This is a genomic window from Kitasatospora sp. NPDC004272, assembly GCF_053603035.1.
In genome coordinates, this window is sequence record NZ_JBSGET010000248.1 from 1 (window position 1) to 5,641 (window position 5,641).

3 protein-coding genes are annotated in these 5,641 nt (G+C 70.1%); all 3 read left to right on the top strand.

What is annotated here, in order from left to right; genetic code table 11:
• Positions 1-802 (top strand): DUF4097 family beta strand repeat-containing protein (locus ACWEO5_RS37850; RefSeq protein WP_452166611.1); only part of this gene is annotated, 802 nt, incomplete at its 5' end.
• A gap of 217 nt (positions 803-1,019) precedes the next feature.
• On the top strand, positions 1,020-2,207 hold the full coding sequence (gene dusB, locus ACWEO5_RS37855; RefSeq protein WP_452166612.1) for a tRNA dihydrouridine synthase DusB: 1,188 nt from the start codon (positions 1,020-1,022) through the stop codon (positions 2,205-2,207).
• Between the two features lie 565 nt (positions 2,208-2,772).
• Positions 2,773-5,481: a pyruvate, phosphate dikinase gene (ppdK, locus tag ACWEO5_RS37860; protein ID WP_452166613.1), complete on the top strand. Its 2,709-nt coding sequence runs from the start codon at positions 2,773-2,775 to the stop codon at positions 5,479-5,481.
• Positions 5,482-5,641 lie beyond the last annotated feature (160 nt).

A 5,641-nucleotide genomic window follows, 5' to 3' on the forward strand; every position in this document is an offset into this window, starting at 1 on the left:
GCCCGGGCCGCCCGCCGCGCCCGGCCCCGGCGAGCGCCGGGCCTGGCGGGTCGTCGGTGTGCTGGCCCTGGTCTGCGCCGTCCTGGCGGGTGCCGCCGTCGCGGGGGCACTGCTCATCCAGCAGGAATCCGTCCGGGAGCGGACGTACTTCGAGGCGGTCGGGCAGCTCGACGTCGACTCCGGCCCCGCCCAGGTCACCGTCCGCGTCGGCGGCACCGACCGGGTGGTGGTCTCCGAGAAGACCGGCTGGGCCGTGCGGAGGCCCGTGGTCGCCACCCGGATCGACGCGGGCACGATGTCGATCTCCGTCGACTGCCCGGAGGCCCGGTTCCTGCACGGGTGTCCGGTCGCCCTGGAGATACAGGTGCCGCCGTCGACCGCGGTCCACGCGCGCAACGGCTCCGGACGGACGGAGTTCGTGGGCCTGGCCGGCAGCGTTTCGGCGGAGACCGGCAGCGGTCAGATCGAACTGACCGGGGTCAGCGGCCCGATCCGGGCGAAGAGCGGCTCCGGGCAGATCATCGGTACGGGGCTGAGCGCGTCCAAGGCCCAACTGTCCTCCTCCTCCGGAGCGATCACCCTGCAGTACGCCCGACCACCGGACGAGGCCACCATCCGCCTCGCCTCCGGGAACCTCGTCCTGCACCTGCCCGACGACCGCAACCGGTACCGGATCGACCTCAGCAGCGACGGCGGCGGCCAGACGATCGACCGGTCCCTCCAGGACGCCGACTCGTCAAGGCTGATCGACGTCACCTCCGCCTCCGGCAGCGTCACCATCGACCGGGACGGAGAACCCTGACCACCGCCCGAACCGCCCGCCGGTCGCCGACACCCCCAGCAGCCCCCTCCCGGCAGTCCGATCTCCGGCGTCCCCGCTTCCCGGGAGGCTCCGCTCCCTGGGAGGCCCCGCTACCCGGCAGTTCCCGGCCTCGGGCGGGGCGGTTCGGCGGGTGGGAGAGAATGGAGAGTCCGGAAGCCCGCCATTGGGGCCCTACCCGTATGAGGATCCGCCGCGCATGACCACCACGCCCGACACCGTCCAGGCCACCCCGGCAGCACCCGGCGCACCGGAGTTCGCCCCGTTGAACATCGGGCCGATGGAGGTCTGGCCGCCGGTGGTGCTGGCCCCGATGGCCGGCATCACCAACGCACCCTTCCGCACCCTCTGCCGGGAGCAGAGCGGCGGCCGGGGCCTGTACGTCTCCGAGATGATCACCACCCGTGCCCTGGTCGAACGCAACGCCAAGACCATGCAGCTGATCAAGTTCGACCCGAGCGAGAAGCCGCGCTCGATCCAGCTGTACGGGGTGGACCCGGAGACCGTCGGCAGGGCGGCGCGGATGATCTCCGAGGAGGGGCTCGCCGACCACATCGACCTCAACTTCGGCTGCCCCGTCCCCAAGGTGACCCGCAAGGGCGGCGGCTCCGCGCTGCCGTACAAGCGCAACCTGCTGCGCGACATCCTGCGCCAGGCGGTCGCCAACGCGGGTGACCTGCCGGTCACGATGAAGATGCGCAAGGGCATCGACGACGACCACCTCACCTACCTCGACGCCGGTCGGATCGGTGCGGAGGAAGGCGTCTCCGCCATCGCCCTGCACGGTCGCACCGCCGCCCAGCACTACGGCGGCACCGCGGACTGGTCGGCGATCGCCCGGCTCCGCGAGTCCGTCCCGGCCGGCATCCCGGTGCTCGGCAACGGAGACATCTGGTCCGCCGACGACGCGGTGCGGATGATGCGCGAGACCGGCTGCGACGGCGTGGTCGTCGGCCGGGGCTGCCTCGGTCGGCCCTGGCTGTTCAAGGACCTGGTGTCGATCTTCGAGGGCGACGTCGACTACGCCCGCCCCACCTTCGCGTACGTGGCCCGCGCCATGGTGCGGCACGCCCAGCTGCTCGGGGAGTGGCTCGGCGACGAGGCCCGCGGTGTCATCGACTTCCGCAAGCACGTCGCCTGGTACACCAAGGGCTTCTCGGTCGGTTCCGAGCTGCGGGTGAAGCTCGCCGGTTCCAGCTCGCTGACCGAGCTGGCCGAGACGCTGGCCCTGGTCGACCAGGAGCAGAACTGGCCGATCGGCGCGGACGGCCCGCGCGGCCGGACCAGCGGCAACAACCGGGTGGTTCTGCCCGAAGGCTGGTTGGACGATCCGTACGAGTGCGCCAAGCTCGCCGAAGACGCCGAATCGGAAACATCTGGCGGATGATCTATACGTATCGGCAGGTTCAACTCGGACATGAGCCTGGCCCCGACGTCCCGATCGGATTGTCCAAGCTGGACAGGAGGGCTCCTTGGAGGCGAATTCGAGCAACGCAGGGCGACGGAGCAATCAACGGAAAGCGACGGATGGCGTAGGTCGACTCGGCTCGACAGCTGAGATGCGCTCGTGACGCTGGCCACATATCGTGGCGAGTGACAGTCGGTCAGCGGACTTCGCCAAGGTGTACAAGTCCGGATCGCTTCCCGAAGGGGTCCCGGGTGGATCGCCGCAGCTGGCTGCAGGAAATCAAGCCGGGGAAACGTGGCGGAGCGAATGCCGTCACCGTGTGTCCGGTTCGCGTGAGCTGCACGTGGTGATGCGTTCATTTCTTGAACTCTCGCAAGCGTCATCCGGACGATTTCAGCAACGCAGGCAAATGCTCATCCGGGCATTAGATCTGCTGGCCAATCGCCCGTTCGGCGGCTCGTACGAGCTATTCGCTCCCCTAGACGGCCTTCGAAATGGGTATGTTCTCCGGCGTCAGGGCAACCGTGTGCGAGGAGAACGACCCGTGGCGGCGCAGCAGAAGTTTGTTTACTCCTTCACCGAAGGAAACAAGGACCTCAAGGATCTTCTCGGCGGGAAGGGTGCGAACCTCGCCGAGATGACCAACCTGGGCCTCCCCGTCCCTCCGGGGTTCACCATCACCACCGACGCCTGCAAGGTCTTCCTGGAGACCGGGACCGAGCCGGGCTCGCTGAACGAGGAGATCACCGGCCACCTGGTCGCCCTTGAGGGGCAGATGGGCAAGCGGCTCGGCCAGGCGGACGACCCGCTGCTGGTCTCGGTGCGTTCCGGTGCCAAGTTCTCGATGCCCGGAATGATGGACACCGTCCTGAACATCGGCCTCTCCGACGCCTCGGTGACCGGGCTCGCCGCCCAGTCCGGCAACGAGCGCTTCGCCTGGGACTCGTACCGCCGCCTGGTCCAGATGTTCGGCAAGACCGTGCTGGGCGTCGACGGCGAGCTCTTCGAGGAGGCGCTGGAGGAGGCCAAGCACGCCAAGGGCACCGCCAACGACCTGGACCTCACCGCCGCGGACCTGGAGTCGCTGGTCGCCACCTTCAAGGCGATCGTGCTCCGGGAGACCGGCCGGGAGTTCCCGCAGGACCCGCGCGAGCAGCTGGACCTGGCGATCCACGCGGTCTTCCACTCCTGGAACGGCGACCGGGCCCGCCTCTACCGCCGGCAGGAGCGCATCCCGAACGACCTGGGCACCGCCGTCAACGTCTGCAGCATGGTCTTCGGCAACCTCGGCGAGGACTCGGGCACCGGTGTCGCCTTCACCCGCGACCCCTCCACCGGCACCCAGGGCGTCTACGGCGACTACCTGCAGAACGCCCAGGGCGAGGACGTGGTGGCGGGCATCCGCAACACCCTGCAGCTGGCCGACCTGGAGCAGCTCGACAAGAAGTCGTACGACGAGCTGATGACCATCATGCACACCCTGGAGAACCACTACCGGGACCTGTGCGACATCGAGTTCACCATCGAGCGCGGCAAGCTCTGGATGCTGCAGACCCGGGTCGGCAAACGCACCGCCGCGGCCGCGTTCCGGATCGCCGTCCAGCTCGTCGACCAGGGCCTGATCGACCTGGACGAGGCGCTGCACCGGGTCACCGGCGGCCAGCTCGCCCAGCTGATGTTCCCGCGCTTCGCGCCCACCTCCGAGACCAAGCCGGTCGCGTACGGCATCGCCGCCTCGCCCGGCGCGGCGGTCGGCAAGGTGGTCTTCGACTCGTACACCGCGGTGAAGTGGTCGCGCTCCGGCGAGCAGGTCATCCTGGTCCGCCGCGAGACCAACCCGGACGACCTCGAAGGCATGATCGCCGCCGAGGGCATCCTCACCTCGCGCGGCGGCAAGACCTCGCACGCGGCCGTGGTCGCCCGCGGCATGGGCAAGACCTGTGTCTGCGGCGCCGAGGAGCTGGAGGTCGACACCAAGAACCGCAAGTTCACCACCGCCGACGGCCAGGTCGTCCACGAGGGCGATGTGGTCTCCATCGACGGCGCCAACGGCAAGGTGTACCTGGGCGAGGTCCCGGTGCTGCCGTCCCCGGTGGTCGAGTACTTCGAGGGCACCATCCACGCCGGCGCCGACGTCCAGGGCGGCCTGGTCCAGGCCGTGCACCGGCTGATGTCGCACGCCGACGGCCGCCGCCGCCTCGCGGTGCGCGCCAACGCCGACAACGCCGAGGACGCGAACCGCGCCCGCCGGTACGGCGCCCAGGGCATCGGCCTGTGCCGCACCGAGCACATGTTCCTCGGGGAGGAGCGCCGCAAGGAGGTCGAGCACCTGATCCTGGCGGACAACGACAAGGACCGCGAGACCGCGCTGTCCAGCCTGCTGCCGCTGCAGAAGGGCGACTTCCTGGAGCTGTTCCAGTCGATGGACGGCCTCCCGGTGACGGTCCGGCTGCTCGACCCGCCGCTGCACGAGTTCCTGCCCGACATCACCGAGCTGTCGGTGCGCGTCGCCCTCGCCGAGGCCCGCAAGGACCCGAACGAGAACGACCTGCGCCTGCTCCAGGCCGTCCACCGGCTGCACGAGGCCAACCCGATGCTCGGCCTGCGCGGCGTCCGCCTCGGCCTGGTCATCCCCGGCCTGTTCGGCATGCAGGTCCGGGCGATCGCCGAGGCCGCGGCCGAGCGCAAGCTGGCCGGTGGCGACCCGCGCCCCGAGGTGATGATCCCGCTGGTCGGCACCGTCCAGGAGCTGGAACTGGTCCGCGACGAGTGCGAGCGGGTGCTCGCCGAGGTCGCCGCCTCCACCGGCGTCAGCCTGGACATCAAGCTCGGCACCATGATCGAGCTGCCGCGCGCCGCCGTGACGGCCGGTCAGATCGCCGAGGCCGCCGACTTCTTCTCCTTCGGCACCAACGACCTGACCCAGACCGTGTGGGGCTTCTCCCGCGACGACGTCGAGGCGTCCTTCTTCACCGCCTACCTGGAGAAGGGCATCTTCGGGGTCAGCCCGTTCGAGACCATCGACCGCGACGGCGTCGGCGCCCTGGTCAAGAACGCCGCGCAGGCCGGCCGGGCCACCCGCCCCGACCTCAAGCTCGGCGTCTGCGGCGAGCACGGCGGCGACCCCGATTCGGTCCACTTCTTCCACGAGGTGGGGCTGGACTACGTATCCTGCTCTCCCTTCCGGATTCCGGTGGCGCGCCTGGAGGCAGGCCGCGCCGCCATCGAGACGGCGGGAAGTGACTCGCGCTGACACGAAGCGGCGCGGTTCACTGAACGCAACCCTCCGCAAGGGAGGGGCGTGCGGCGGAGCTCGGCGCAGGAGAGCCGCCGTACGGGAGCAGCCGGGGCGGGAACGGACAACGGCGTCCGGTCCCGCCCCGGCGGCGTTCCCCGCGCGGCCGGTCGCCGCG

What these genes read in the sequence shown, in the direction of transcription:
- dusB (WP_452166612.1), top strand. Translation starts at nt 1,020, where the DNA reads ATGACCACCACGCCCGACACCGTCCAGGCCACCCCGGCAGCACCCGGC.